The organism is Thalassospira profundimaris (genome assembly GCF_003326795.1).
Taxonomy (GTDB): Bacteria; Pseudomonadota; Alphaproteobacteria; order Rhodospirillales; family Thalassospiraceae; genus Thalassospira; species Thalassospira profundimaris_C.
On sequence record NZ_JPWI01000001.1, the window covers coordinates 326,456 to 352,567 of the forward strand.

Genomic DNA, 26,112 nt, shown 5'->3' on the forward strand with positions numbered 1-26,112 from the left:
GGCCCATAACCATTTTAGGTCCACTTTTATATACGCGCGTATAGAACCAGATTCACCCCGTAAACAGGAGCGTTAATTGGGCTTTCGCCAATTGATCCTTACAGCTTTGGCCATTGCCTTTCCGGCTGGCGTTGTCTTTGTCGTCCTTGCGGCGATGGAGCTGCTTGGCTGGGGCACGGCGATTGTCTCGGCAACGCTATCCTGGATCGGGATTACGGCGATGTTGCGCATATATTTCGGCGATCTGCGCCGGGTTGCGCGCTATGCCACCGATCTGCGTGACCGGTTCAAGGGCACCCCGCCACAACATATTACATTTGCCGCCGCGTCCGAGCTGTCATCACTTTATACCCAGATTGCCGGTGCCTTCCGTGATCGTATTGCCCTTCTTGAAGCGCAAACCAGTACGGACGCCGAAATCCTTGATCACCTGCCAAACCCGGTGGTGATGGTCAACCGGCATCGGGTGGTGACCGGCTTTAACCAGGCGGCGAAGGGATTGTTTCACAATCTTGAGACCGGTCGAGACCTGACACGTTTTATTCGCGATCCGATCCTGCTTGATTCATTTGATGACGTCGCCAATGAACGCGAAATCATGAAACATGCGGAATTTGTTTTGGCCAGTGACGCGCATCGTCATTATGACGTGCTGACAGCGCGCCTGCCTGCCGCCACCGGGGATCGCAACTTTGTGCTCAGTTTCTCGGACCTGACCGAGCTTCGCAAACTTGAACAGATGCGTGCCGATTTCGCGACCGACGCCGGGCATGAGCTGCGCACGCCGCTTTCGGTTCTTCTGGGCTTTATCGAAACCCTTGAAGGCCCGGCCAAGGATGACCCCGACGCGCTCAACCAGTTCCTGCCGGTCATGCGCGATCAGGCCCAGCGGATGCAACATCTGATCGAAGATTTGCTTTCCCTTGCCCGGATCGAGCTGAATGAACATACCCCGCCATCAAGCGATTGCGATGTGGGCAAAGTCATCAGCAAGGTTGCCGAAAGCCTTGCCATGAAGGCACAGACCAAGGGCATGAATATCCGCGTGACCCAGGAACTCGAAAATACCGAGATGATCGGCGAGGAAAAGGAACTGACCCAGGTCTTTGTCAATCTGGTGGAAAACGCCATCAAATATGGCCATTCCAATACCGATGTCGAAGTCACGATCAGCCTTGTCAAAAACCCGCCCGGTGCATTGGCGCGTTTCCGCCATGACCGCATCATGGCTGTTGCCATCCGCGATCATTCCGACGGCATTGCGCGCGAACATCTGCCACGCCTGACCGAACGGTTTTACCGGGTTGATACCGCACGATCGCGCGCAGTTGGCGGTACGGGCCTTGGTCTGGCCATCGTCAAACACCTTGTCCAGCGCCATCGCGGCACCATGCAGATCGAAAGCGAACAGGGTGTCGGTTCGGTCTTTACGGTCTATCTGCCGGCCAAAACCGGCGACAATGTCCGGAAACTGCATTCCGCCTGATCCCGGTCAACAGGACCAAACAAAAAGGCCAGCAACATCGTGCTGGCCTTTTGCGTATCTGGATCAATCGAACGTTTCGATTACAGAATAAATTTCGAAAGATCGGTGTCCTTTGACAGGTCTTCGACCTGTTCGCGGACATAATTGGCATCGACCTTGAAGGTTTCGCCCGCCCGGTCGGTCGCGGTAAAGCTGATATCATCGAGCAGCTTTTCCAGAACCGTATGCAGGCGGCGTGCGCCGATATTTTCGACCGATTCATTCACATTGGCCGAAATCCGGGCAATTTCATCAATCGCGTCATCGGTGAAATCGAGTGTGACTTCCTCGGTCTTCATCAGGGCAACATATTGCTTGATCAGCGATGCTTCGGGCTCCATCAGGATGCGACGGAAGTCGCCTTCGGTCAGTGCCTTGAGCTCAACCCGGATCGGCAGACGGCCCTGCAATTCCGGCAGAAGATCCGACGGCTTTGCCAGATGGAATGCCCCCGAACAGATGAACAGGATATGGTCGGTCTTGACCGTACCATGCTTGGTCGAAACATTCGTGCCTTCGATCAGCGGCAACAGGTCACGCTGCACACCTTCACGCGATACATCGCCACCGCGTTCGGAACGCGCGGTGATCTTGTCGATCTCGTCAAGGAAGACGATGCCGTTCTGTTCGACATTTTCAATCGCCTCGGCGGTGACCTTGTCCATATCCAGAAGCTTGTCGCCTTCCTCGTCGATCAGGCGGTCAAAGGCTTCTTCGACGGTCATGCGTTTGGGCTTGGTATTGCCGCCAAACGCCTTGCCGAACATATCGTTGAGGTTCAGCATCCCCATCTGGGCACCGGGCATGCCCGGAATATCGATGGTCGGCATCGAGGCCGAGCTGCTTTCCTGAACATGGATTTCGATTTCTTTTTGCTGAAGTTCGCCTTCGCGCAGCATCTTGCGGAATTTCTGGCGGGTATCAGGCGATGCATTTTCGCCGACCAGCCCGTCCAGAATGCGTTCCTCGGCCTGCATTTCGGCCTTGGCCCGGACTTTCTTGCGCATGCTTTCGCGGGTCAGATCGATGGAAACTTCAACCAGATCACGCACAATCTGTTCAACATCACGCCCGACATAGCCGACTTCGGTAAATTTGGTCGCCTCGATCTTGATAAAGGGCGCATCGGCAAGCTTCGCCAGACGGCGCGCAATTTCGGTTTTACCGACACCGGTCGGACCGATCATCAGGATGTTTTTGGGCAGAACTTCATTGCGCATGGTGTCGTCAAGCTGCTGACGGCGCCACCGGTTACGCAGGGCAATGGCCACTGCACGCTTGGCGTCCTTCTGACCGATAATATGTCGATCAAGTTCGGAGACAATCTCGCGCGGGCTGAAATGTTGGGTCATGATTTATTCCGTATCTTATTGCGACGAATGCCGTGACAGGGCCCGGATTGCTCCAGCGCCTTACTTCGCATCCTCGATTTCAATCTTTTCAAGCAGGACATTGCCGTTGGTATAGACGCAAATCTCGCCGGCAATTGCCATTGCCTTGCGGGCGATTTCCTCGGCACTCATGTCCATATCAATCAGGGCACGGGCCGCCGAAAGCGCATAATTCCCGCCCGAACCGATGGCAATAATGCCGTCTTCGGGTTCAAGAACGTCACCCTGACCGGTCAGAACCAGCGAAACATCCTTGTCGGCTACCGCCATCATGGCTTCAAGCTTGCGCAGGTAACGATCGGTGCGCCAATCCTTGGCAAGTTCGACACAGGCACGCATGGTCTGGCCCGGATGACGATCAAGTTTTGCTTCAAGCCGTTCAAGCAAGGTAAAGGCATCTGCGGTCGCCCCGGCAAAACCAACCATGATTTCACCTTTCTGACCAATGCGGCGCACCTTGCGGGCATTGCCCTTGATCACGGTCGGGCCAAGAGAGACCTGACCATCACCGGCCACCACGACTTCATTGCCCTTGCGCACCGACAGAATTGTCGTGCCATGCCAGCTTTGTTGTTCGCTCATGAATTATCCTTGAATCTCGTCGATTGCTTCGCCCAAGAGTTAGCACGGCAGACGCCCCGGTCAAGGGCAGAAGCCACCCGTTGCCCCCAAGATCACCTTTGCTGTGACCCAAACACAGTTTCAACGCCCAGAGGCATAAAAAATTCAAAGCACACAGCCACGACATGCTTTACCCTTGACCATCAGAAAAGAATTTCAAGAAAACAGGACCCGAAACCATGAGCAGCACCGATCTTTCGCAAACCCATCTTGGCAAATGCATCCTTGCCGGTCAGGGCAGGGTCAAGGCCGATCTGGTCCTGCGCAATATCGGGCTTCTTGATGTGATCACCGGCAAGGTCACCCAAACCGATATCGCCATTGTCGGTGACCGGATTGTCGGCACCCATGACAGCTATGCTGGTGAAACCGAAATTGATTGCACCGGAAAATTTGCGGTTCCGGGCTTTATCGACACGCACCTTCATATTGAAAGCTCGCTTGTCACCCCGCTTGAATTTGATCGCTGCGTCTTGCCGCATGGTGTGACGACGGTCCTGTGTGACCCCCATGAAATCGCCAATGTGCTTGGTGCGGAAGGGATCCGCTATTTCCTTGATTGCGCCGAACAGACCATCATGGATGTGCGGGTCAATCTGTCATCCTGCGTACCGGCAACGGCGTTTGAAACCGCTGGTGCGCGTCTTGAGATCGAAGACCTGTTGCCGTTCCGATCCCATGAAAAGGTCGTTGGTCTTGCCGAAATGATGAACTATCCCGGCGCTCTGAACCTTGATCCGGGCATCATGGCCAAGCTTGAAGCCTTTCAGGATGGTCATATTGATGGCCACGCGCCGCTGGTGCGCGGCCGCGATCTTAATGGCTATATGGCCGCTGGCATTCGCACCGACCATGAAGCCACATCCGCCGATGAAGCCCGCGAAAAACTGGCCAAGGGCATGGCGATCCTGATCCGCGAAGGATCGGTTTCCAAAGATCTTGAAGCCCTGGCTGAAATTCTTGATGAAAACAGTTCAAGCTTTGTGGCGCTGTGTACCGATGATCGCAATCCGCTTGATATCGGTGAAGAAGGCCATCTTGATAGCCTTGTGCGCCGCCTGATCGGTCATCTTAAGGCGCGCAATTGCCCGATCCATCATGCCTATCGGGCGGCTTCGCATTCGGCTGCCCGCATTTTTGGCCTGCGCGATCGCGGTTTGATCGGACCGGGCTGGCGGGCCGATATTGCCATTCTTGATGACCTTGAAACCTGCGATGTCAGCGACGTCATCGCCGGGGGTCGCCTTGTGACCGATGATCTGTTTGCAACCCGCACACCCATCGCACCGGTCGGCCTGACCTCGATGAAGGCAACGCCCGTGACAGCCGCAGCCTTTGCCTGCGATCCCAAGCCCGGTCAGAACCAGACACCGGTGATCAAGGTCAAGCCGGGTCTTATCCTGACCTTCCGTGACGAGGCAACGCTTGAGATCGGCGATAACGGGCTTGAGCCCGATCTGGCCAATGACGTGATCAAGGTCGCGGTGGTCGAACGCCATGGCATCAATGGCAATATCGGGCGCAGCTTTGTGCGGGGCTTTGGCCTGAAACGCGGGGCAATTGCGTCCTCGGTCGGCCATGACAGCCACAACATCACCGTGGTCGGAGCCAGTGATGCCGATATGGCCGCGGCCGTTAACCGCCTGATTGAAATGGGCGGTGGCTTTGCGGTTGCCAACGAAGGCAAGGTTACCGCCGAACTGCCATTGCCCGTCGCCGGACTGATGAGCACGGAGCCGTTCGAAGTGGTCGAAAAGGACCTGATCACGTTGCGCAAGGCTGCCAAGGATCTTGGATGTGTCTTGCCCGAACCGTTCCTTCAGGTTGCCTTCCTTGCCCTTCCGGTTATTCCGCATCTTAAAATGACGGATCGTGGCCTGTTTGACGTTGATAAATTCGACTTTGTTTAGAATGCGTCAAAACAACCCTTGATATATTTTTATGCCACATGATCAACCTGATATTGTTTTCGGCCCGATGTGATCTAATCTGTTGATATAGCTGCATGACATAGGCGGCCTTAGTCAGGGTCGCATAACAAGGGCAGAATATCAGGTGAAAATCAGGCTTCAGATCGGTGTTACCGCAGCCTTCACAACCATTGCGGTCCTGATGTTGGGAATAACCGTTGCATTTCTGTATGAAAGCAACCGTACCCTTGCACTTCAGACAGCCCATAATCAGATGGAGACCGCGCGAAAAATCACGGTCGAAAGTCTGGTCAATGTCATCACACCGGTCAGGAAAATCGTTGCCACCACCGCCGATCTGGTCAATGCGTTCCCGGATGCCATTTCCCAACCGCGCGGTGGTGAAATCATGGCCAGCCAGATCAATGGCCATTCCCAGATTTATGGTCTGTTTTTCGGGTTTCAGAATGATGGACGGTTTTTTCAGGTTGTTCAAATCCCCGAAGGCCTGAAAACCTTTGGTCCGCATGACAGTGTCATTCCCGATAAAAGCAAGATTGTCTATCGGTCGGTTGATTATGACTATTCGGGCGGCATGCTTGATACTTTTCTGTATCAGTCAAGCTGGGGAAAGGTCACGGGCCAGGAACAAAGCGCTGTCACCTATGATCCGCGCAACCGGGCCTGGTATAAGGGGGCACAGGGTAATGATGATGTCTTTATCAGCCCGTTCTACACCTTCAACAGCACCGGCAAACCCGGTGTGACCTTTGCCAAGCGCGTGCTTAACCCTGACGGCAGTCTGATGGGTGTTGTCGGCGCGGACCTGACTTTGGAAAAGGTCACTGAAATTCTTAGCAATATCCGCATCGGCGCAGAAGGCCGGGTGTTTCTGCTTGGTTTTCAAAATCGGGTCATCGCCTATGCCGGTCCGCAGGGCATCGACGGAAATTCATCCTTTTTCACGGTCGGCAACCAGAAAGCCAGTGACCCGATTGTCACCAACGCCATCTTGAAATGGAGCCAGAAGCCCGAAGTCTTCTTTGAGTTTGTCGACGAAAAAGATGGGAAAAAATACCTTGCCTCGGCGGCAATCGTGCCGGGACTCTTCGGCATGGCGCCGGTTCTGGGCCTTATCGTTCCCGAAGACGAATTTATCGGCGCGATCAAGGCAACCACCAAATATGTGCTGAAAATTTCCGGGGCGATCTTTATTTTCACCATCATCCTGATTGCGGTTATCTCCCGGATGATGAGCCGCCAGCTCAATATCGTGGCTGCCGAGGCCGAAAAAATCGGCCGGTTTGATCTTGGCGGCGATTTCAGGATGACATCGCATATCTATGAGGTCAGCGCACTGTCATCGGCGATTGCCAATATGAAGGTCAGCCTCAAAAGTTTTGGGGCCTATGTGCCGACCGATCTGGTCAAATCCATAGTTTCCAACGGCAATCCGGTCGAAATCGGCGGCGAGGCCCGTGATCTTTCGATCATGTTCACCGATATCGAAGGCTTTACCGCCAAGACCGAAAACTATTCCCCGACCGAGCTTGCCCGGGAACTGTCGAACTATTTCGCCGCCATGGAGCACCAGATAACGGCCAACGGCAATGGCACCATCGATAAATATATCGGTGATGCCATCATGGCGTTCTGGAATGCACCGTCGGATGATCCCGACCATGTTGATCATGCCTGCCGGGCGGCTCTTGCCTGTCGGTTGGCCGGGCGGCAGCTTAATTCCATCTCGCAGGAGTCTAAGCTGTTCCCGCTTTATACCCGCTTTGGCCTGCATACGGATCGGGTGGTTGTCGGCAATGTGGGATCGGAACATCGGCTGCAATATACCGCCCTTGGCGGGGCGGTTAATCTGGCATCGCGGATCGAGGGACTGAACAAGATGTATGGCACACGTATTCTGGCCAGTGACGCCATTGCCCGCCGCGCATCTGATAATTTCCTGTTGCGCTATGTGGATCTTGTGATGCCCGTTGGCACGTCATCGCCACTTGCGATTTACGAGCTGATCGGGGACAAATCCGATACCAGCAACAGACTTTGTAACATTGCCGAACAGCAGATTGAGATCGCGGCATGGGATGCCTGTATGGCGCTTTACCTCGATCACAGATGGGCCGAAGCCCATGCTGCTTTCAGCGCCCACATTGCCGATGCCACAACCCCGAAACTGGTTGAAATCTATATCGCGCGCTGCCGGGCTTTCACGACCAATCCGCCGCCAAAAGACTGGGATGGCATCAATCATCTATCAAGCAAATAAGCCCGATCAGGTTCCCCATCACCGATTGAGGATCAAACCGGCAACCAATTCGGGATTTTGCGGCCATTACTTAGCCACTTAAACTGGCTTTTCCGTGGGTTTGTTGCTACATACGTCCCATCATATGCATCAATACCTGCAGGAAAGGAGCTTTGCATGCGCAAGGCCCGCGTTGAGCGTAATACAAACGAAACCCAGATCATGGTTGAACTGAACCTTGACGGGACCGGCGTCTATGATGTCGAGACCGGGGTCGGTTTCCTTGATCACATGCTCGAACAGCTTTCGCGTCACAGCCTGATGGACCTTAAAGTCCGGGCCAAGGGCGACCTGCATATTGATTTCCATCACACCACCGAAGATAGCGGCATCGCAATCGGTCAGGCCTTTGCACAGGCACTGGGCGATAAAAAGGGCATCACACGTTATGGCAGCTGCCTGCTTCCGATGGACGAGGCCCTGACCCGTGTGGCACTTGATATTTCAAGCCGCCCCTATCTGATCTGGAATGTCAATTTCACCCGCGACAAGCTGGGTGATATGGATACCGAATTGTTCCGCGAATGGTTCCAGGGCTTTGCCCAGGCAGCCGGCATTACGCTGCATGTCGAGAACCTGTATGGCGAGAACAATCACCATATCATCGAAAGTGCCTATAAGGCGCTTGCACGGTCCTTGCGCGATGCGATCGAAATCGATCCGCGCAAATCCGATGCCATTCCGTCGACCAAGGGTGTTCTTGGCGGGTCGCTTTGATCTGATGTGATCTGATCGGTTCAAGATCGAACAATACCGGCAGTGTCCTGCACTGCCGGGACCAGAAAATCGGTTTTCGATGAAGGTTTACACAGTCCATACCCATCCCGGCGATGCCGACCCGATGGAAAATGCCATCCTGATCCGCGAAGGGTTCAATTTCTGGGCCTTTCTGCTGTCGGGTCTTTGGGCGTTGTATCATCGGCTGTGGCTGGGCTTCCTTGGTCTGGTCGCGGTGTCGTTTCTGTGCAGCTTTGCCGTCATGTTCTTTGATGGCGGGCCGGAAATGGATTTTGCCCTGGCCCTTGTGACCGGGATCGGCTTTGGCCTGATTGCCAATGATCTGCGTCGGCGCAAGCTTGCCGCGCAGGGCTGGAAAATGACCGATATTGTTGCCGGAAAGAACGAAAGCGATGCCGAGCATCGCTGTTTTGAACGTTTGAACACATCACGTCAGCGCGTCCCGCATATCGCGCAGACTGCTGTTTCCACCCCCTCAACCGGGAGCCCATCCTACCCATGAGTGTTGCGATTATTGATTACGGTTCAGGCAATCTGCGCTCGGCTGCCAAGGCGTTCGAGCGTGCCGCCCGCGAAACCGGCTTTTCTGACGAGATCATTGTCACCGATGACCCGGAAAAGGTCCGCAACGCCAGCCATATCGTCCTGCCGGGCGTCGGTGCCTATGCCGATTGCCGGGCGGGCCTTGATGCCGTCACGGGCATGGTTGATGTTTTGACCGAACAGGTGATTAAGGGCGGCAAACCGTTCTTTGGCATCTGTGTCGGCATGCAGCTGATGTCCTCGGTTGGCCGTGAGTTTGAAGATACCGCGGGCCTTGACTGGATTGCGGGCAAGGTTGTGGCGATTGAACCCAGCGACCCGGCTCTTAAAATCCCGCATATGGGCTGGAACGAACTGGTGCTTGATCCGGCGGGCAAGGCCCACCCGGTCCTGAAGGGTATTTCGGACGGGGATCATGCCTATTTCGTGCATAGCTATCACATGCATGTCGCCAATCCGGCCGAACGTCTGGCATCGGTATCCTATGGCGGCGACCTGACGGCGATGATCGGACGTGACAATATGATCGGCACCCAGTTCCACCCGGAGAAAAGCCAGAAAACGGGGCTTACCATCATTGGTAACTTCCTGGGATGGAAGCCATGATCGCACCATCTGATACCATTCAGCCCGGTGTTGTTGCCGAACGCGTGACCGAACTTTCGGCAGGCGAGCTTTCCGACATTGTCGATGCCTGTACCCAGGCAATTGTCGAAGGGGGCGGCTTTGGCTGGCTCACGCCGCCAGATCGCCCGGATATGGAAAAATACTGGCGCGGTGTTTTGCTGATGCCCGGACGGCATCTGTTTGTATCGCGCGTGGATGGCGTGATTTCCGGCGCGGCCCAGCTGATTGAAACCCCGGCCAACCTTGAAGCGCAACGTCATTCCGCCCAGATTTCCGGCCATTTCGTTGCCCCGTGGGCGCGCGGGCGCGGCAATGGCAAGGCGATTGTGCGTTCGATTGAATATTTCGCCCGTGAAGCGGGCTATAGCGTATTGAAACTGGACCTTCGCGAAACCCAGAAGGCCGCCATCGCGCTTTATAACGGGCTTGGTTATGTCCGTTGGGGCATCAATCCCTATTACGCGATGATCGACGGCAAGATGGTCGAAGGTTACTACTACACCAAGAAATTACAGGACCCTGAACAGTGAATCTTTATCCCGCAATTGATCTGAAAGACGGTGCATGTGTGCGCCTGTTGCGCGGCGACATGGACAAGGCAACCGTATTTAACGATGACCCCGGCGCACAGGCAGGCGAGTTCGTTCAGGCAGGCTGTCACTGGGTTCATATTGTTGATCTGAACGGGGCCTTTGCCGGTGAGCCGGTCAATGGTGCGGCAGTTGATTCGATCCTGGCCGCCGTTAATGGCAAGGCACAGACCCAGCTGGGTGGCGGCATCCGAACCATGGAAACCGTTGATTACTGGCTGGATAAAGGCATCACGCGCGTCATCCTAGGCACCGTCGCCCTTCGCAATCCCGATTTCGTCAAGGAAGCCTGTGCGAAATGGCCGGGCCGGGTTGCTGTGGGCATTGATGCCCGTGATGGCTATGTCGCGGTTGAAGGCTGGGCGGAAACGTCCGAAGTCACCGCCCTTGAGCTGGCCAAAAAGTTCGAGGATTGCGGTGTTGCCGCCATCATCTTTACCGATATCGACCGCGATGGCGCGATGGGCGGCCCAAATATCGAAAGCACGGTCGCACTGGCCTCCGAAATTTCGACCCCAGTGATTGTATCGGGCGGGGTATCGTCACTTGATGATCTGATCGCAGTGAAAAAGCATACGAGTGCTGGCATTGACGGCGCGATTTCGGGCCGTGCGCTTTATGACGGGCGCATCGACCTTGCCCAAGCCATCGCAGCCCTTGCGTAACCGAGCCAAACAGGAAACCGACCATGTTGAAAACCCGTGTCATTCCCTGTCTTGACGTCAAGGACGGCCGCGTCGTCAAAGGGGTCAATTTCGTTGATCTGATTGATGCCGGTGATCCGGTCGAACAGGCCCGCATCTATGATGCCGAAGGCGCTGACGAGCTGTGCTTTTTGGATATCACCGCATCATCTGATAACCGCGACACCATCTTTGATGTGGTGGCCCGCACGGCCGAGGCCTGCTTTATGCCCGTCACCGTCGGTGGTGGCGTGCGTAGCCTTGAAGATATCCGCAAGCTTCTGCTGGCCGGGGCGGACAAGGTTTCCATCAATACCGCGGCGGTCAAAAACCCCGATTTCGTGCGCGAAGCGGCCCGCAAGTTCGGATCGCAATGCATTGTGGTGTCGATTGATGCCAAATCGACCGGCCCGGACAAGTTCGAAATCTTTACCCATGGCGGGCGTGAAGCCACGGGCATTGATGCCGTTTCGTTTGCAAAACAAATGACCGAATATGGCGCGGGCGAGCTTCTTGTCACCTCGATGGATCGCGATGGCACCCAGTCGGGCTTTAACATTCCGCTGACCCGCACGATTGCCGATTCCGTTCATGTGCCGGTGATTGCATCGGGTGGTGTTGGCACGCTGGACCACATGGTCGAAGGCGTCACCGAGGGCCACGCATCGGCCGTTCTGGCGGCCTCGATCTTCCATTTTGGCACCTATCGCATCCGCGAGGTCAAAGACCACATGAAGGCCGCTGGCATTCCGGTGCGCGAGGAGTAAGTTATGGCTGATCAACACATCCTTGATGCGCTTTATGCCACTGTCGCCGCTCGCAAGGGGGCCGATCCGGACACCAGCTATACCGCCAAACTGTTTGCCAAGGGCACAGCCAAAATCGCCCAGAAAGTCGGCGAAGAAGGCGTTGAAACCGTGATTGCAGCCCTTGCCGAAACCCCGGACAAGGTCGCATCGGAAAGCGCGGACCTTCTGTACCATTTGACGGTTCTTTGGGCCGATCAGGGGGTAAAGCCCGAAGATGTCTGGCAGATCTTGGCCGAGCGTCAGGGCATTTCGGGCATCACCGAGAAAGCATCACGCAAGGGCGACTAATCAGTCTGGCCTTCCCGGACCTTTTTCCAATCCCCGTCATGCCCGCGAAAGCGGGCATCTCGCTTTTTGGCATCAAGGATTGCGGATCTGTGCATTTTTCCGCCTGGAATGACAAAATTTGGAAAATGCTCCTGCTTTGTCAAAATCGAAATTGCACCTGACGCCAAGCCTGTCCAATATGGCACCCATAATCAGAATACATCGATCAGGAGCCCCAAGATGGCCGTCAAACCATACGATCCGGAAAACATCTTTGCCAAAATCCTGCGCGGCGATATCCCGTGCACCAAGGTCTATGAAGACGACCATGTTCTGGCCTTCAATGACATAGCACCCCAGGCCCCGACCCATATTCTGGTCATCCCCAAGGGTGCCTATACGTCCTATGACGACTTTGCACTGAACGCCTCGGACGCCGAAATCATCGCCTATACCCGCGCAATCGGCAAAATCTCGGAGGCCGCTGGCGTGGTCGAAGACGGATACCGCCTGATCGCCAATACCCGCGACCATGGCCGTCAGGATGTGCCACATCTGCATGTGCATATCATCGGTGGCACCAAGCTTGGCCTGATGTTGCCCAAAGCCTGATTTACCAAGACACCATCAAAAAGGCAGGGCACCGCATCGCGACCCTGCCTTTTTTGTCCCGATCAGAACCAGCCAGTAATGCCATGACAACACCCATGCCCAAAGCATCCGATATCTTTGCCGCCCTTGCCGGGCAATGGTCCCTAATGCGTGATCTGGGCGAGGTCGGGCAGTTTGTTGGGGATGTGACCTTTCAGGCGCTCGATCCCGACAAGCCCAATGTTCTGCGCTATCGCGAGGAAGGGTTTCTGACGCGTCCGGACGGCCAACGTTTTGATGGCTATCGCGAATATGATTTCGTCCTGCACGAGGACTTGGGCGCAATAGAGCTTTTGTTTCGCGACCCTTTGAGTTTCGGCAATCGCTATGTGTTGCTGCAATTTGGCGAGGATGCGACTGATGGCCTGTGCGCACGTGACATTCATCCCTGTGGCGATGACTTTTATCACCATTGCATGATCTGGAACGGGCCGGGTCATTTCGAAACAAAAATAAACATCACCGGTCCGAAGAAAGATTACCTACTGCACAGCGTCTATCTTGGTCATTAAACTCTTTCGGAAAGATAATCCATATCCCACAACAACCTGCACTCAAGAAATTTATAAAAACTCGACATATTTTTTGAGACTTGTGGCAACATTGAGCCATGCTCAAATGGCTCAGCAGAATTTTAACCGCAATCGGGATCCCTAGTGACATACAGCTCCTTGGGACACTTTTGATTACGCCCGCTATTATCGGCGCAGTGACCGGGTGGTTATCTTGGGTTAAAGAAAATCCGCATTGGTCAATACTTATTGGGCTCTGCGCTAGCGCCGCTACAATCTGGATTGTTGCTGGCATACAGTTTTTAGTTAGGCGAAACAGAGTTTTTAAAGGTTTACACTTTCAATCCTCAGAACCACTGGGCATCGAAATATCCGAAGAAGACACTATTTTTATACCGTTACTTGTCCGCCTTCGAAATACCACCTCTCGAGAGCTGTTCTTTAATGTTGTTCGTGCTGACTTTGAATTAAATGGCAGAACAAACCGGTCAATGCCAAGAGGCGAAACACAAGCATCAGTTCCAGCAGGACAACTTGCAACCTTTCGGGTTGCGGGCATACCTAACTTACCATTTGAGCCAGACCTTACGGGCTCGTTAGAATTCGAAGTTGAGTATGGACTAAAACCTGACGATCTCAGATATCGTCTAAGATACACTTTTGAGCCATGGATTCGAATTCCACAGAAGCCTTCTGAGGACCACCCACAAGTTCAACTGACTTATGACGGTCGTAACGCGATCCAAAAACATCAAAAACGTAAATGGATTTGAACACAGAGTTGCAGCGGCTGGATAACGCATTTCTTTAGGAGTCCTCGCATTTATTATGCTTTTGTGGCTATATCCTACTGAATAGCATACATCGCAGTACTTACGATTATCAGAATTTGATAATTATATATTTTTGTCAGATGCTTATGGAGCTATTCTGACAAATCGGATTCACTTTCCAAGCCGAGTATCCAGTCACGAAAGGCGCGCACTTCCAGCACGTCCTGACGGCTTTCCGGCGTGATCAGATAGTATGCGCCGCTGGATTTCAAGCTGGCCGCGCTGACGATTTCAAGGCTGCCCTCGGCAAGTGGTCCTTCGATCAAAACCCTTGGTAACAAGGCGATTCCCATGCCCGCCTTGGCGGCCTCGATCAGCATAAAGAAATGCTCGAACCCCGGTCCGGGCGCACCGGATATGGCAACGCTATTGGCTTGCCCCCAATCGTGCCAGGCCTTGGGCCGGGTGGTGTGGATCAGGCGGGTTTGTCCCGCGATCAGGGCATTCAAATCCGTTCGATCATCGGCTGCGACGGTGCCCGGTTTGGCAACAACCACCTGAATTTCATCAAAAAGCCTGTCGACGCGGGTATCCGGCCACATGCCGTCACCAAAATAAAGCCCGACATCCATCTGGCGCGTTGCAAGGTCGGGACTGCGTTCCGGAGTGGCGAAATTAAGCGCCAGGGTCTCGATCACCGGACGGATATCAGGATGTTCGTTTTGAAACCGTTTTAATCTGGGGATTAGCCAGCTGCTGGCCAGCGTATGCAATGCCCCGATCACCAGCCGCCGTTCGCCCGCCCCGTGGGTGACAAGGTCAAGGGTGGCAGCCTCGATCTCGTCCAAAGCGCGGCGCAGACTGGGTAAATAGGCGCGTCCGGCTTCGCGCAAGCTCAGTTTCGGGCCATTGCGATCAAACAGCACCATGCCAAGGCTTGCTTCCAGATTGGCGACCTGCTGGCTGATCGCGCCCGGGGTGACCGAAAGCTCATCAGCAGCACGGGCAAAGCTGCCCAAGCGTGCAGCGGCCTCAAAGGCGCGCAATGCATTGAGCGGCGGGGTGGTCGGACGCAGCGCCATAACAATAGATTTCCTGATGATATATGCAGAACTTCTGATTTTGATCGCAGTATTATGCTGATTTAAAATGACTCTAACAACCAAGCATTAGATTATATAGGTCCTAACCCCTGGAGATATCCATGTCGCTGCCCCCGTTCCATCTGGCCTTCCCGATCAAATCAATCGCCGATACCCGCGCCTTTTACATCGATATCCTTGGCTGTGCCGAAGGGCGCTCGACCGAGGCCTGGATTGATTTTGATTTCTTTGGTCATCAACTCTCGGCCCATGTCCGCCCGGAAGCCGGTCAGAACAAGGGCGCAGGCACCGTCGATGGCGATGCGGTGCCGATCCCGCATTTTGGGGCGGTTCTCGATTGGGATACCTGGCATGATCTGGCCGACCGCCTGAAAGCAGCCAATGTGCCGTTCCTTCTGGAACCGAAAATCCGCTTTAAGGACGAACCGGGTGAACAGGGGACCTTCTTTGTCGAGGACCCGGCGGGCAATGGTCTTGAATTCAAGACATTCCGCGACCCGGCAATGATTTTCGCCCATTAGGCCAGAGAATCCGATCAAATCGCGGGTAACATACATACCTGTCAGACATCAGGGAAAGACAGTCGATACCCCGAACGCCAGCTGTTCGGGGTATCGACCCTGTCGAAGCAAGTTGGATTCCTTAGAGATCAGGCTTATCGGTTCGATTGAACAAAACTTACCGCGCCAGAACTTCAGCAGCTTCACGGGTTTTTGTGACAGAACCTCCAACCGTGCCGGAAATCGTCTGAATCTCGGACAGTCTTTGAGCAAGTTCTTCAACCGATACGGCCATTGTCTGCATGTTTTCCGACACACTTTCGGTCACGGCACTCTGCTCTTCGACCGATGCAGATATGCTTGTCACACTGTCGCGTGCGGTTTCAATTGAGCCGCGAATGGTTTCAAGCGACTGCACAACTTCGTTCGAGATTTCCTGTACACCGTTGATTTCGGCCGATATCTGGTCGGTAGCTTTTGCCGCCTGATTGGCAAGGTTCTTGACCTCGTTGGCGACCACTGCAAATCCCTTTCCGGCTTCGCCGGCCCGGGCGGATTCAATAGTGGCGTTGAGCGCAAGCAGATTGATCTGTCCGGCAATGCCCTGAATGACCTCAACGATGCCGGTCATTGCAGAGACCACATCCGCCATTTTTTGCGTCGATTGGTTAGCATTTACGGTTTGGGAAAACGCGCGCTCAGTCTCATCCCGGCTCTGTGCCATGCTGCGAGAAATTTCGGCGATTGAGGCTGACAGTTCCTCTGCACTGGCGGCAACGGTTTGCACGGAATTGGAGCTTTGCGCTGCTGCCGATGCACCGCTTGCTGCCGCCGTGTCGAGATTGATAATATTCTCGTCAATCTCGCCAAAATTGGTATCGATCATTGCTTTGAGATCGATCAGAAGCTGTACCTGTTCGGTGATATCCGTAGCAAGTTTAACAACCCTTTCCGGGGCACCATTTTGATCGAAAATCGGATTGTAGGCGGCCTCCAGCCAGACTTCCTTGCCATTCTTACCAATACGTTTGAACTGGGCTGCCTGAACCTCGCCCTTTCTCAATTTGTTCCAGAAATCTTTATACTCGGATGAACCCTCATATCCCGGTTCAACAAACATGCTGTGGTGTTTTCCGATTATTTCTTTCTCTTCATATCCCATGGTGCTGAGGAAGTTCTTATTGGCTTTGAGAATCTTGCCATTGAGATCAAATTCGATAGCTGCCTGGGAGCGATCAATTGCATTGAGCATACCCTCCAATGCAGCGCGCTCTTTGCGTCGAGCTGTAATGTCCGTGGCAAACTTGACGACTTTAACCGGCTTGCCGGCCGCATTGAGGATCGGGTTGTAGGTTGCTTCAAGCCAGACTGTTTCGCCGTCTTTGCGAATACGCTGAAACACATCACGCTCAAATTCACCGCTTGAAAGCTTTTTCCAAAATTCCTTGTAGGCGGGACTTTTGGCGTATTCGGATGAGACAAATATCGAATGGTGCTTGCCGGTAATCTCGTTCAATTCGTACCCCATTGTAGCCAGAAAATTGGGGTTGGCTGTTAGGATTGTACCATCAAGAGAGAACTCGATAATAGCCATGGACCGACCCAGAGCTTCATATATCTGCTGTCCTTGAAGCGCATTGACGCCATTCTTAAAAAAGTTGAAAGCCAAGGAATTTCCCTCCCCCTTAACAATGAGTGACAACCAAAACAGGAGATCTTTGGTCGAGTGCAGACCATCCAATACAACCACCTATTCTTAGGTATGGGTAGGGTTCGCCCTATTCAAGCCCGTGAAATCGAAAATTGATATCGAGAATCTTTAGGGTTTCTCACCAAGCAGAACGCATGTTGAAGGGTTCCGACATTCTCTATTTTTGACTTTATGTTGAAAATGCATCCAAGTTTAACGCTTTGGATGCCACTGATTGCAGCAATCCTATTCAGAAGATTTCCAGGTGTTCTTGAGCTATCTGACCGAGAGCTGGTCAGAACAGGTAGCCAAGTGATTGACCAGACAGTCAATTAGCTGCCATCAATAGACGCGCCAGAATTTGCAAGGGAACGCTTTGCGGTCTGGCGCGTTCTAAGTTCTGCAACAGATGCGCCACCCATAACAAAACCGACAACCCGAATATCAGGAGTCCCCCATGTCAGCCGCCAATAGCGCCCCCAATATCCTTATTTCTGCCGCTGGCGAAGATGCCGCGTGGAAAAAGGCCATGACGGCGCGGCTACCGGGTGCTGCAATTGTCACCGGCGATGATAATTACGACCCCAAAACGATTGACTATGCCCTGTTCTGGAAACAGCCACAGGGATTGATCAAAACCCTGACGGGCCTTAAGGCCATTTTCTCGTTGGGGGCCGGGGTGGATCATGTTGTTTCTTCGCCAAGTTTGCCGGTTGATCTGCCGGTAATCCGGCTTGAAGATGCCGGAATGGCCGATCAGATGGTGCAATATCATCTTTATGCCGCCCTGCATTTCATGCGCGATTTCGATGTCTATGACGCCCAGCAGGCCAAAGCAGACTGGACCCAACATCCGGTCGCGCGCATTTCCAAATGCCGGGTCGGGGTCATGGGGCTGGGGGCGCTGGGGGCGGCAGTCGCCACAGCGCTTTCAAATCTTGGCTTTACCGTTTCAGGCTGGAGCCGGTCGATGAAGGCAATCGAGGGCATTACCACCTTTGCCGGCAAGGAAACGCTGGCCGAATTTCTGGGCCAGTCCGATATCCTGATTTGTCTGCTGCCCCGCACGCCGGAAACCGAAAATGTGCTGGAAAGTTCGACCCTGTCGTTCCTGCCCAAGGGGGCGGCGATCATCAATGCCGCACGCGGGGCCATGATCAACGAGGCCGATCTGCTGCGCGCCCTTGATACCGGGCATCTGCGTGGTGCGTTCCTTGATGTTGCGGTGACCGAGCCGCTACCGAAAAGCCATCCGTTCTGGGATCACCCGAAAATCCGCATCACGCCCCATATCGCGGCCGAAACCCGGATCGAGGAAGCAGTTGATCAGATTGCCGAAAATATTGATCGCATCAACCGCGGCGAAACCCCGCGCGGGCTGGTCAATCGCAAAACCGGTTATTAAACCGGCTTTACCCGCCCTGAAATGACGGGCCATATCCCGTCCTGCGCGGTTTCACTTGTCGGGCGATGCCTTTTCTGAAAAGAACAGGCATTGCCTGCCAGCCCCGTTCAGACAGGATTTTAAATGTCGACCAAGACCTTCGTTGCCCTTCGTGTTGAATGCGATCCCGAGACCGCCTTTGAGACCTTCATCACCGATATTGATCACTGGTGGAAGCAGGGCCCGCGCAACCGGCTGATCGGTATCCGGCCGGGTATCATGCAGTTTGCGCAAAAGGACGGGACCTATGTCATTCAGGAAGCCGACAAGCGCCGACCGGATTTCGTCATCGAGGCCGGGAAAGTCACCAGGTTCGAACCGGGCAAACGGCTGACATTTGACTGGCGCTGGCCAGCTGCCACCGATGATGAACCCGCCACCATTGTCGATATCCGCTTTGCCCCGGCAGGCGATCAAACCCGCATCACGCTTGAGCATCTGGGTCTGGAAAAGCTGTCTGCCGCCCATCCGGCGCGCAACGGTCTGAACGACAACCGCTTCAAACCGATGATGACCCAGTATTGGCAGGCCCATCTGGTTTCATTGCGAAACCGGATCAAAACCCTTCACACGCAATCCGGTGACGCCTGCTAAATCCGGGTCATCAGAATTCGGTTCTGGCAAAAAGCTCTGTCAGCCAGTCGACAAAGACCCGCACACGTGCTGAAAGCTGCCGGTTTTGGGGATAAAGAACGGAAACCGGCATCGGTTCGGGCGGATATTCGGGCAGAACTTCGACAAGCCGCCCGGATCGAAGATCATCGGCAACGCGATAGCGCGGCACCTGAACAAGGCCAAGCCCGGCCGCCGCACAGGCGGCATAGGTATCGGCACCGGTGACCGAAATGCTGGGCGGCAGGGAGATTTCACGCACCTTGCCCGCAACCACAAAATCAAGCGGGATTGGCTTGTCATCTGCCCCCGAAAGAAAGCAAACCATCTGATGGCCTTGCGCCTCAAGATCATCAAGGGTTTCGGGAATGCCAACGCGGGCAAGATAATCGGGGCTTGCGATGGTCACTTCGCGCAAAAGCGTCAAACGCCGCCCGATCATGGATGAACTGGCCAGATCGCCACTGCGCAACACGCAATCAAACCCTTCATGGACCAGATCGACAAACCGGTCGCCATCGGCAATCACAAGATTGATGCACGGATAGCGCTCCTTGAATTCGGAAATGGCGGGAATGATAAAGGTTCTGGCAAGGGTCCCCTGAAGATTGACCCGAAGCAATCCCCTCGGATCGGGATTGGTAAAGCTGGTATCGGCATCGTCAAGATCGGCCAGAATCTGCACACAGCGATGATAATAGGCCTCACCATCATGGGTGGGCTTTACCGTGCGTGTCGTGCGTTCAAGCAACCGCGTCCCCAGCCGATCTTCAAGGCGCTGGATCGAATTGGTCATGGTGGCGCGCGGGATCAAAAGATCGCCCGCGGCTTTGGTAAAGCTTTGGCGCTCGACCACCCGGACGAAATTGCGCATGTCTTCGAACCGGTCCATCACAGATTCCAATTGTTGATGAAATTCGAACAGTCAATTCGAATATAGGGTAATTATCCGAAAAGTCATCCGGGGCATAGTGCGCTCATCACATTTGAGGTTGTCACCCCATCCAAGGAGACTTTTCATGTCTGCCAATCAAAACAGAACCGCCATCATCACCGGAGCCGCACGCGGGATCGGCGTTGCCCTTGCCAAACGTCTTGCCGCTGATGGTTTTGCCGTGGTTATCAATTATGCCAACTCTGCCATCCCGGCCGAGGAACTGGCCCAAAGCCTGAAAGCCGACGGGCATAAGGCCATCGCAATCGGGGCCGATATTGCCCGCCCCGATGCGGTCACCGCCCTGTTTGACAAGACCATCACCGAATTTGGCGGGGTGGATGTCATCGTCAATAATGCCGGTGTCATGACCACCCAGCCGATTGCCGACATGGATGACGCCACCTATGACGCGATGATGGATATCAATGTGCGCGGCACCTTCAATATGCTGCGCGAAGGGGCCAAACATCTGCGCGATCATGGCCGGGTGATCAATTTTTCGACCACCGCCCTGCATCTGAAATTACCAGGCTATGCAGTCTATAACGCCACCAAGGCCGCGGTTGAGGCCTTGACCGCAGTCTATGCCAAGGAATTGCGTGGTCGTCATATCACGGTCAATGCCGTTGCCCCGGGTCCGGTTGCGACCGAGCTGTTCCTCAATGGCAAAAGCGATGAACAGATCGCCCAGTTTGCCAAGATGCCGCCTCTGGAGCGGCTTGGGCAACCGGACGACATCGCCGGTGTCGTTTCCTTCCTGGCCGGGCGCGATTCCGGCTGGGTTGATGGTCAGACCATTCGTGCCAATGGCGGACTGGCGTGATTTTCACCCGGATGCCGCAATCAGGGATCAATAAACTGCGCAGATAGCCCCCCAACCCCGTATCTGCGTTGGCCCAAATTCCTGAAAGACTGGCAAATGACGTCGCCTGATCCTTTGTATCGGGCGGCGTCATTGCCGTTTGGCGATGGCCCCCACGCGATGTGATAACTTTTGCCGGTTCAATCACCCTTGCCGCAAAAGCTTCCTTTCGGCCATGATGCCCGGCCACCAATGAAAGGGACCCCATGTCAGACAGCACCAACCTCACGTTTCGCTATGCCACCCGCGAAGATTTACCTGCCATCGTTGCGCTTTTGGCCGACGATGAAAAAGGCAAAACCCGCGAGGAATTAGCCGATCCATTGCCCGATGCCTATTATCAGGCCTTTGATGCGATGGAGTCCCAATCGACCGACGCTTTGCCCAACAAATATTTTCTGGCCATTCTGGGCGACGAGATTGTCGGCTGTCTGCAGCTGACCCTGATTGCCGGATTGTCGCGGCGCGGACAATTGCGCGCCCAGATCGAAGGGGTTCGGGTCTCAAGCAAGGTGCGCGGTCAGAAGATCGGTGAAAAACTGATAACAGAATCCATTTCGATTTCGAAATCACTTGGCGCGGTACTGATCCAGTTTACCACCGATAAAACCCGCAAGGATGCCCACCGGTTTTATGAACGGCTTGGCTTTGTCGCCAGCCACGAAGGCATGAAAATGGCGCTTGGCCAGATGCCGTAATCTGTGGCTTTGCGCTTGCGCAATAACATTGCGGTCAATTTCTGCTAGACTGTACCAGTCCCTTCAAGCACGGATCGGAGCACCATCATGAATTTGATCGAATTGCAGGATATGGCCCGTGAACGCGGTTTCATCCATCTGTTCAGTGCCCGTAACAATCATGTGTTCTGTGATGGCAAACAGGCAAAATACCATGCCGATGACCTGACGATCCTTGACAGTCGTGGGGTCGATAACGGCACCGATCCCGGCGATGACGCCACCCTTTATATGATTGAGGCCGCCGACGGCACACGCGGCATGCTGATTGTCCCTGACAGTTTCCATACCGATCCCGACAAGGCCGATCTGGTCGATCATTTGCGCCGTCGTCCGTCCTGATCTGTCGCGCACCTGTCATGTGTCGGAACATTCCTGACATCTGTGACGTTTTACCTGTATCAGGAAATTTCGATCACGGAGGTTCCCATGACCCTTGCCGATCTTCAGGCAAATGCCAAAGAACACGGCTTTACCCATCATTTCATGTGCGAACGCGATGGTGTGCGCAGCGACGGCACCGGTCATCTTTATGCCGCCGACGAACTGCGACTTGTCCATTCCAACAGCACCGATCACGGTACCGATCCGGGCGATGATGCAACACTTTTCATGATCGAGGCCAAAGACGGCACCAAAGGGATCATGATCGTCGCGGATTCATTCCATACCGACCCGCACAAGGCCCGCATCATCGATCAGCTGCGCCGAAACCGGGCGAACAGCTAGACAGGGCTAATAGCTAATAGCTAATAGCTAATAGCTAATAGCCAATTGTCACTTGCAAATGAAGTCGGCTGGAACGGTCGGTAATGACGTCTGCGTTATCGGCAAGCTCCCAGCCATAATCCGCCGAGACCGAGATTAACGGTCCGAGGAAATAACGCAGGCCCAGTCCGGCTGATGCAACAGTGACGGTGGAATCCTCGCCAGCAATCGGAAACTTGTTCCGGCCAGCCCCCAGATCAGCAAATGTCAGAAATGTCAGGCTGTCCTGAGCCGGAAGATCAATATCGGCCAGATTTTGCGACAGTCCGGGCAGCAAATCGACAAGCCCGAAGGACGGAGCATGCAACTCAAACCGGCCAACAATTGCCTCATCGCGATAAATTTTGCCATCCTGATAGCCGCGCACCGCAGATGAACCAGTCATCATGAGCTGTTCGCTTCCCAGAAGATTACCGGATGCCAATTGTGCATTGACCGATCCATGCAGGCTGAAATCATTGGGCAAGGGCGTGGCAAAGGAAAAGGCCCCCCGGCCGATAAGGTAATTGGCCTTTGCCCCCGAACGACTGGTATTGAAATACTGATCCTCATTTCGCGATGTCAGGCCACCGGGGCTGGCAACGATGGTGCCGCCAAATCCGAACGTTGTGCCATCCATCGTATAATTTCCGGAATAGCCGGCCTCGGCCTGGACGACATGGGTCACATTGTCTGTAACCGGCGTGGTGGAATAGAGCAGGGTGTTATCACTTGATTTGAACGGCACACTGAAATTCAGCTGGTCGGTATAGGCTCCGACCGTCTCAAGCGGAGAATCACATCTCCGCCTGATCGGGCTGACGACTAATCTTCATACTTTTCAACACACTATACAGAATCTTTCCAGGGATAAAATTCAACCTGCACATCATGAATATGTGATTTCCGCGCATATCATGCTTGACATCCCTTCTTCTGATATAGATAGTTCGGTAACAGAACGAATTAAATAAACCAAATAAAAATCAGATCATCAGGAGAGGCCGGTGAGCGAAACTTTGCGCATTTCCCGGAAGTTTTCCCAGCGTGCAGTAATGGAGACCATCGTCCAGAATGGTCCGATTTCGCGTGCATCCATTGCCAAACAAACCGGTCTGTCAAAACAGACGATTTCCGAAATTGTCCGTCAGCTTGAAGAAGCCGGCTGGGTACAGGAAACCGGGCGCACCGGCGGCCATATCGGTCGTACTGCTGTTACCTATGAACTGATCCCTGACGCTGCCTTCATTGCCGCAGTTGATCTTGGCGGCACCAAGGTTCGCGTCGCCATTGCCGATCTGGCCTGTCAGGTCTTTGCCGAGGAAGTCGCTCCCACCGATCCCCGTGGCGGTCAGGATCTGGTCAACCAGATTGCCGAACTGTGCTGGCAAGCGGCCCGCAACCAGAAGATCGACCGCGACCGCATCCGCCTTGCAGTTATCGGCGTGCCCGGTGCCCCGGACCCGAAAACCGGTCGGGTTCTGCTGGCGCCAAATATTGCCGGTTTTGAAGACATGAATGTCTTTGCCGCGTTTGAGGAGGCGTTCGGCTTTGATGTCATGCTTGAAAATGACGTCAATCTGGCTGTTCTGGGTGAAAACTGGCTCGGTGAAGGCCAGGGCATTGATAATCTGGCCTTTATTGCATTGGGCACCGGGATCGGCAGCGGCCTGATGGTGAATGGCGAACTGGTGCGGGGCGCCCGGAATGCGGCTGGCGAACTTGGTTTCCTGCCATTCGGTGCAGACCCGTTTGATAGCGAGTCCATTCGGGCCGGAGCTTATGAACGTGTTGTGGCCTCGGTCGGAATGGTCCAGCGTTATAAGGCATTGACCGGACGTGACGTCAAAGTGCCCGAAATCTTTGATGCCGCCAATGGCGGCGAAGTAGCCGCCAGTCAGGTTCTTGATGAAACGGCCCGCTATCTTGCCTTTGGGGTGGGTGCAATTGCCGCCATCGCCAATCCGGAAAAGATCATTCTTGGCGGTTCCATCGGTGATCGTCCGGAACTGATTGCGCGCACCCAAAAATTCCTGATCCAGATCATGCCCCAACCGGTCGAAATCGTGCCCAGCAACCTGCATCAGCGCGCCGCCATCATCGGGGCTGCGGCCATCGGGCTTGGCCATCTTCATAATACCTTTTTCGGGGCTGATGCCCCGGACGGGCGCATTTCCCTGCCCCCGGCCAGCTCGGTATCGCTGCAAGGAGCCGGGAAATGACCCAGACATCCGACCTGCACACCAGACTGGCCAAATTGCTTGATCGCGATGATGCGCTTGACCTGTTCCGGGGGGCCATCGGGGCTGAAAGCATTACAGGAAACGAAGCCAACTTCGTCGCCTATCTTGCCAGCCAGATGGAAAAGCGCGGTATTGAAGCCATCGCAACCGCCGAGTTTGAACCCGGTCGCCCCAATATCTGGGGAGAGCGCAAAGGGACCACCAGTCATTCCGATAACACATCGAAACGACTTCTGTTTATCGGTCATACCGATACGGTCCATGTCGATGGCTGGCGCGAACATTGGCAGGGTACAGAACGCGAAGATCCGTTTGGTGCGCCATTGATCGACGGTGAAGTCTGGGGCCGGGGATCCGGTGATCTCAAAGCCGGGATTTGCGCATCGCTTGCAGCACTCAGCCTTCTGGATGCAGCGGGTATCCGGCTTAAAGGCGATCTTGCCTTTGCCTATGTCGGCGATGAAGAAAGCGGTCAGCCCGGATCGGGCATCTCGGCCGGGGTCAAGGATTACACCAACCGCATCAAAGCGGGCGAGATCGCCAAGCCTGACTTTACAGTCTATGTCGAACCAACTCGTCTTGCGGTCTATCCGGCCCAGATCGGCTTTTACATCGCCGATATCAAAATCACCGGGAAATCGGCCTATTTCGGGGTGCCGGAACTGGGCAAGGATGCACTGAAAGCTGCACATTCCGTCATGTCCGCACTGTGGTCGCATTCGGATGACCTGAAATCGCGCGGGCATCACGACCTGATCGGCGAGGGCTTCCTTCTGATCACCGGACTGACCGGCGGCGGTTTCATTGCGGTTCCGGAAGAATGTTCTTTGTCGCTGATCCGCAAACTGTTGCCGGGCGAAAGCCTGGATGATGCGGCCCGCGAAATGGAAGACGTCATTCGCAGCGCCATCGTTGATCCCGATATTGCAGTTGCGATCAGCTATCCGGCCGGACGTGATCATCCGCTTGGTGGATCAGCCGCCGAGATCGACCCGACTTTGCCCGAAGTGCGCGCTTTGTCTGAGGCTGTCGCTGGTGCGATGGCAGGACGGGGCACCATTGAAGGCGCGCCGTTCTGGTCGGAAACCCCGTTCTTTGTCAACGAGCTGGGCACACCGGCGGTCTATTGCGCGCCCGGTGATATCCGCAACTGCCACACATTCGAAGAACGCGTTGATATCGAAGAATATTTTGCAGGCATCGTCGCCTTTGCCTGCTTTATGGCACGTTATTGCGGAGTTGCAGACTGAGACCAGGCGACAGCTTACCACCACCAG

General features: G+C 54.5%; 28 protein-coding genes. 22 read left to right on the forward strand and 6 right to left on the reverse strand.

The genetic code is table 11. The annotated features are described in order from the left end of the window. Positions 1-76 precede the first annotated feature (76 nt). Complete coding sequence (locus TH30_RS01545) at positions 77-1,486, forward strand: ATP-binding protein (RefSeq protein ID WP_114096327.1); 1,410 nt, start codon at positions 77-79, stop codon at positions 1,484-1,486. Between the two features lie 80 nt (positions 1,487-1,566). Here TH30_RS01545 and hslU read toward each other — a convergent pair whose 3' ends face one another. Both hslU and hslV read right to left on the reverse strand, forming a co-directional pair. After that, complete coding sequence (gene hslU, locus TH30_RS01550; protein WP_114096328.1) at positions 1,567-2,877, reverse strand: ATP-dependent protease ATPase subunit HslU; 1,311 nt, start codon at positions 2,875-2,877, stop codon at positions 1,567-1,569. 60 nt (positions 2,878-2,937) lie between these two features. After that, positions 2,938-3,498: an ATP-dependent protease subunit HslV gene (hslV, locus tag TH30_RS01555; protein WP_114096329.1), complete on the reverse strand. Its 561-nt coding sequence runs from the start codon at positions 3,496-3,498 to the stop codon at positions 2,938-2,940. A gap of 218 nt (positions 3,499-3,716) precedes the next feature. Here hslV and ade point away from each other — a divergent pair, with 218 nt between their 5' ends. From ade to TH30_RS01615, 12 genes are all read left to right on the forward strand, one after another. Continuing rightward, entirely contained in the window at positions 3,717-5,447 is a 1,731-nt protein-coding gene (gene ade, locus TH30_RS01560) for an adenine deaminase (RefSeq protein WP_114096330.1), read from the forward strand. Positions 5,448-5,592: 145 nt separating this feature from the next. Next, the gene (locus TH30_RS01565) at positions 5,593-7,728 is read left to right on the forward strand and encodes a cache domain-containing protein (protein ID WP_114096331.1); all 2,136 of its coding nucleotides are present in this window, start codon (positions 5,593-5,595) and stop codon (positions 7,726-7,728) included. Between the two features lie 156 nt (positions 7,729-7,884). Continuing rightward, a complete protein-coding gene (gene hisB, locus TH30_RS01570; RefSeq protein WP_114096332.1) occupies positions 7,885-8,484 on the forward strand; it encodes an imidazoleglycerol-phosphate dehydratase HisB in 600 nt (199 codons plus the stop codon). A 79-nt stretch (positions 8,485-8,563) separates the two neighbouring features. Beyond that, complete coding sequence (locus TH30_RS01575; protein WP_114096333.1) at positions 8,564-9,007, forward strand: DUF2628 domain-containing protein; 444 nt, start codon at positions 8,564-8,566, stop codon at positions 9,005-9,007. Next, a complete protein-coding gene (hisH, locus tag TH30_RS01580; RefSeq protein ID WP_114096334.1) occupies positions 9,004-9,654 on the forward strand; it encodes an imidazole glycerol phosphate synthase subunit HisH in 651 nt (216 codons plus the stop codon). Before TH30_RS01575 ends, hisH begins: the two co-directional genes overlap by 4 nt. Next, positions 9,651-10,205 (forward strand): GNAT family N-acetyltransferase, encoded by a 555-nt coding sequence (locus TH30_RS01585; RefSeq protein WP_258548572.1) that lies wholly within the window; start codon positions 9,651-9,653, stop codon positions 10,203-10,205. Before hisH ends, TH30_RS01585 begins: the two co-directional genes overlap by 4 nt. Next, complete coding sequence (hisA, locus tag TH30_RS01590) at positions 10,202-10,930, forward strand: 1-(5-phosphoribosyl)-5-[(5-phosphoribosylamino)methylideneamino]imidazole-4-carboxamide isomerase (protein WP_114096336.1); 729 nt, start codon at positions 10,202-10,204, stop codon at positions 10,928-10,930. Before TH30_RS01585 ends, hisA begins: the two co-directional genes overlap by 4 nt. Before the next feature lie 23 nt (positions 10,931-10,953). Continuing rightward, positions 10,954-11,715, forward strand: coding sequence for an imidazole glycerol phosphate synthase subunit HisF (gene hisF / locus TH30_RS01595; RefSeq protein WP_114096337.1), 762 nt, complete (start codon positions 10,954-10,956; stop codon positions 11,713-11,715). A gap of 3 nt (positions 11,716-11,718) precedes the next feature. Continuing rightward, on the forward strand, positions 11,719-12,045 hold the full coding sequence (locus TH30_RS01600) for a phosphoribosyl-ATP diphosphatase (protein WP_114096338.1): 327 nt from the start codon (positions 11,719-11,721) through the stop codon (positions 12,043-12,045). A gap of 219 nt (positions 12,046-12,264) precedes the next feature. After that, complete coding sequence (locus tag TH30_RS01605) at positions 12,265-12,636, forward strand: histidine triad nucleotide-binding protein (RefSeq protein WP_114096852.1); 372 nt, start codon at positions 12,265-12,267, stop codon at positions 12,634-12,636. A 95-nt stretch (positions 12,637-12,731) separates the two neighbouring features. Continuing rightward, the gene (locus TH30_RS01610) at positions 12,732-13,187 is read left to right on the forward strand and encodes a DUF6314 family protein (RefSeq protein WP_220150262.1); all 456 of its coding nucleotides are present in this window, start codon (positions 12,732-12,734) and stop codon (positions 13,185-13,187) included. A 98-nt stretch (positions 13,188-13,285) separates the two neighbouring features. Beyond that, on the forward strand, positions 13,286-13,960 hold the full coding sequence (locus tag TH30_RS01615; RefSeq protein WP_114096339.1) for a hypothetical protein: 675 nt from the start codon (positions 13,286-13,288) through the stop codon (positions 13,958-13,960). 152 nt (positions 13,961-14,112) lie between these two features. On the opposite strand, the gene TH30_RS01620 is transcribed toward TH30_RS01615, so the two are convergent. Further along, positions 14,113-15,042 (reverse strand): LysR substrate-binding domain-containing protein, encoded by a 930-nt coding sequence (locus TH30_RS01620; RefSeq protein ID WP_114096340.1) that lies wholly within the window; start codon positions 15,040-15,042, stop codon positions 14,113-14,115. A gap of 122 nt (positions 15,043-15,164) precedes the next feature. On the opposite strand from TH30_RS01620, the gene TH30_RS01625 reads away from it, so the two are divergent. Continuing rightward, complete coding sequence (locus TH30_RS01625) at positions 15,165-15,584, forward strand: VOC family protein (RefSeq protein WP_114096341.1); 420 nt, start codon at positions 15,165-15,167, stop codon at positions 15,582-15,584. Positions 15,585-15,741: 157 nt separating this feature from the next. On the opposite strand, the gene TH30_RS01630 is transcribed toward TH30_RS01625, so the two are convergent. Then, positions 15,742-17,232, reverse strand: coding sequence for a methyl-accepting chemotaxis protein (locus TH30_RS01630; protein ID WP_114096854.1), 1,491 nt, complete (start codon positions 17,230-17,232; stop codon positions 15,742-15,744). Between the two features lie 478 nt (positions 17,233-17,710). Here TH30_RS01630 and TH30_RS01635 point away from each other — a divergent pair, with 478 nt between their 5' ends. Both TH30_RS01635 and TH30_RS01640 read left to right on the forward strand, forming a co-directional pair. Next, positions 17,711-18,658, forward strand: a complete 948-nt coding sequence (locus TH30_RS01635) for a 2-hydroxyacid dehydrogenase (protein ID WP_114096342.1) — start codon at positions 17,711-17,713, stop codon at positions 18,656-18,658. A gap of 123 nt (positions 18,659-18,781) precedes the next feature. Beyond that, positions 18,782-19,291, forward strand: a complete 510-nt coding sequence (locus tag TH30_RS01640) for an SRPBCC domain-containing protein (RefSeq protein WP_114096343.1) — start codon at positions 18,782-18,784, stop codon at positions 19,289-19,291. Between the two features lie 10 nt (positions 19,292-19,301). Here TH30_RS01640 and TH30_RS01645 read toward each other — a convergent pair whose 3' ends face one another. Continuing rightward, on the reverse strand, positions 19,302-20,201 hold the full coding sequence (locus TH30_RS01645) for a LysR family transcriptional regulator (RefSeq protein WP_114096344.1): 900 nt from the start codon (positions 20,199-20,201) through the stop codon (positions 19,302-19,304). Between the two features lie 127 nt (positions 20,202-20,328). Here TH30_RS01645 and TH30_RS01650 point away from each other — a divergent pair, with 127 nt between their 5' ends. The 4 genes from TH30_RS01650 to TH30_RS01665 all read left to right on the forward strand — a co-directional run bounded on the left by TH30_RS01650 (position 20,329) and on the right by TH30_RS01665 (position 22,574). Beyond that, the gene (locus TH30_RS01650; protein ID WP_114096345.1) at positions 20,329-21,069 is read left to right on the forward strand and encodes an SDR family oxidoreductase; all 741 of its coding nucleotides are present in this window, start codon (positions 20,329-20,331) and stop codon (positions 21,067-21,069) included. A 245-nt stretch (positions 21,070-21,314) separates the two neighbouring features. Then, positions 21,315-21,806: a GNAT family N-acetyltransferase gene (locus TH30_RS01655; RefSeq protein ID WP_114096346.1), complete on the forward strand. Its 492-nt coding sequence runs from the start codon at positions 21,315-21,317 to the stop codon at positions 21,804-21,806. A gap of 87 nt (positions 21,807-21,893) precedes the next feature. After that, positions 21,894-22,187, forward strand: coding sequence for a phosphoribosylpyrophosphate synthetase (locus tag TH30_RS01660; protein WP_114096347.1), 294 nt, complete (start codon positions 21,894-21,896; stop codon positions 22,185-22,187). A gap of 87 nt (positions 22,188-22,274) precedes the next feature. Further along, positions 22,275-22,574 carry a phosphoribosylpyrophosphate synthetase gene (locus TH30_RS01665; protein ID WP_114096855.1) on the forward strand — a complete coding sequence of 100 codons (300 nt, stop codon included), beginning with the start codon at positions 22,275-22,277 and terminating at the stop codon, positions 22,572-22,574. A gap of 34 nt (positions 22,575-22,608) precedes the next feature. On the opposite strand, the gene TH30_RS01670 is transcribed toward TH30_RS01665, so the two are convergent. Next, a complete protein-coding gene (locus TH30_RS01670; protein ID WP_114096348.1) occupies positions 22,609-23,340 on the reverse strand; it encodes a ShlB/FhaC/HecB family hemolysin secretion/activation protein in 732 nt (243 codons plus the stop codon). Positions 23,341-23,599: 259 nt separating this feature from the next. Between TH30_RS01670 and TH30_RS01675 the strand changes: the two genes are divergently transcribed. Together TH30_RS01675 and TH30_RS01680 are read left to right on the forward strand one after the other, a co-directional pair. After that, positions 23,600-24,814: an ROK family transcriptional regulator gene (locus tag TH30_RS01675; protein WP_114096349.1), complete on the forward strand. Its 1,215-nt coding sequence runs from the start codon at positions 23,600-23,602 to the stop codon at positions 24,812-24,814. Then, on the forward strand, positions 24,811-26,085 hold the full coding sequence (locus tag TH30_RS01680; RefSeq protein ID WP_114096350.1) for a M20 family metallopeptidase: 1,275 nt from the start codon (positions 24,811-24,813) through the stop codon (positions 26,083-26,085). The genes TH30_RS01675 and TH30_RS01680 overlap by 4 nt, the downstream gene beginning before the upstream one ends. The last annotated feature ends 27 nt before the right edge of the window (positions 26,086-26,112 follow it).

Coding starts and splice junctions, on each gene's coding strand:
- hslU (WP_114096328.1), bottom strand. CDS start 2,877: ATGACCCAACATTTCAGCCCGCGCGAGATTGTCTCCGAACTTGATCGA.
- hslV (WP_114096329.1), bottom strand. CDS start 3,498: ATGAGCGAACAACAAAGCTGGCATGGCACGACAATTCTGTCGGTGCGC.
- ade (WP_114096330.1), top strand. CDS start 3,717: ATGAGCAGCACCGATCTTTCGCAAACCCATCTTGGCAAATGCATCCTT.
- hisB (WP_114096332.1), top strand. CDS start 7,885: ATGCGCAAGGCCCGCGTTGAGCGTAATACAAACGAAACCCAGATCATG.
- TH30_RS01575 (WP_114096333.1), top strand. CDS start 8,564: ATGAAGGTTTACACAGTCCATACCCATCCCGGCGATGCCGACCCGATG.
- hisH (WP_114096334.1), top strand. CDS start 9,004: ATGAGTGTTGCGATTATTGATTACGGTTCAGGCAATCTGCGCTCGGCT.
- TH30_RS01585 (WP_258548572.1), top strand. CDS start 9,651: ATGATCGCACCATCTGATACCATTCAGCCCGGTGTTGTTGCCGAACGC.
- hisF (WP_114096337.1), top strand. CDS start 10,954: ATGTTGAAAACCCGTGTCATTCCCTGTCTTGACGTCAAGGACGGCCGC.
- TH30_RS01600 (WP_114096338.1), top strand. CDS start 11,719: ATGGCTGATCAACACATCCTTGATGCGCTTTATGCCACTGTCGCCGCT.
- TH30_RS01605 (WP_114096852.1), top strand. CDS start 12,265: ATGGCCGTCAAACCATACGATCCGGAAAACATCTTTGCCAAAATCCTG.
- TH30_RS01610 (WP_220150262.1), top strand. CDS start 12,732: ATGCCCAAAGCATCCGATATCTTTGCCGCCCTTGCCGGGCAATGGTCC.
- TH30_RS01615 (WP_114096339.1), top strand. CDS start 13,286: ATGCTCAAATGGCTCAGCAGAATTTTAACCGCAATCGGGATCCCTAGT.
- TH30_RS01620 (WP_114096340.1), bottom strand. CDS start 15,042: ATGGCGCTGCGTCCGACCACCCCGCCGCTCAATGCATTGCGCGCCTTT.
- TH30_RS01625 (WP_114096341.1), top strand. CDS start 15,165: ATGTCGCTGCCCCCGTTCCATCTGGCCTTCCCGATCAAATCAATCGCC.
- TH30_RS01635 (WP_114096342.1), top strand. CDS start 17,711: ATGTCAGCCGCCAATAGCGCCCCCAATATCCTTATTTCTGCCGCTGGC.
- TH30_RS01640 (WP_114096343.1), top strand. CDS start 18,782: ATGTCGACCAAGACCTTCGTTGCCCTTCGTGTTGAATGCGATCCCGAG.
- TH30_RS01645 (WP_114096344.1), bottom strand. CDS start 20,201: ATGGACCGGTTCGAAGACATGCGCAATTTCGTCCGGGTGGTCGAGCGC.
- TH30_RS01650 (WP_114096345.1), top strand. CDS start 20,329: ATGTCTGCCAATCAAAACAGAACCGCCATCATCACCGGAGCCGCACGC.
- TH30_RS01655 (WP_114096346.1), top strand. CDS start 21,315: ATGTCAGACAGCACCAACCTCACGTTTCGCTATGCCACCCGCGAAGAT.
- TH30_RS01660 (WP_114096347.1), top strand. CDS start 21,894: ATGAATTTGATCGAATTGCAGGATATGGCCCGTGAACGCGGTTTCATC.
- TH30_RS01665 (WP_114096855.1), top strand. CDS start 22,275: ATGACCCTTGCCGATCTTCAGGCAAATGCCAAAGAACACGGCTTTACC.
- TH30_RS01680 (WP_114096350.1), top strand. CDS start 24,811: ATGACCCAGACATCCGACCTGCACACCAGACTGGCCAAATTGCTTGAT.